Source organism: Mesorhizobium sp. ArgA1, from assembly GCF_053714375.1.
This window is the reverse complement of record NZ_JBSKBQ010000124.1, coordinates 1-578: the sequence shown is the minus strand read 5'-3', so window position 1 is coordinate 578 and position 578 is coordinate 1. Positions and strand designations below refer to the sequence as shown.

The window sequence follows — 578 nt, the reverse complement described above, 5'->3', positions numbered from 1 at the left end:
AGTCCACAGGTCATCGACTGGTGCCGCGCCAACGATGTCGACTTCATCCTCGGCGTGGCGCCCACCACAACCTTGCGCAAGCATGTCATGGAGCTGGAAGCCAGCACGACGGCGCGCTTCGAAGCGTCGGCGAAGACGGGCAACGTCCGCAGGTTCAAGGAGTTCCTGGACGGCGCCGGCAGCTGGAGCCGCGTCGAGCGCATCATCGCCCGCGTCGAGGTCGGCGCCCAGGGTACTGACACCCGCTTCATCGTCACCAACCTTGCCGGTGGCAAGGCCAAGGCGCTCTACGAGGATGTCTACTGCCGGCGCGGCGGGGCTGAGAACCACATCAAGTCCTGGAAGACGCATCTCGCTGCCGACCGCACATCCTGCACAAGAGCGACGGCTAACCAGTTCCGGCTGTTCCTGCATGCCGGCGCCTACTGGCTTATGTGGGGCCTGCGCGCCGCGATGCCGAAACGATCGAGCTTTGCCGTCGCCCAATTCGACACGTTGCGATTGCGCCTCATCAAGATCGCCGCGCGCGTAGTCGAGATGAAGACCCAAATTCGCCTGCACCTGCCGACATCCTGCCC

At 64.4% G+C, this 578-nt stretch carries 1 protein-coding gene; it reads left to right on the top strand.

Features of this window, described 5'->3' with window-relative positions; genetic code table 11:
* A partial coding sequence (locus ACWGTI_RS32635) for a transposase (RefSeq protein WP_454590678.1) occupies positions 1 to 578 on the top strand: 578 nt, incomplete at both ends.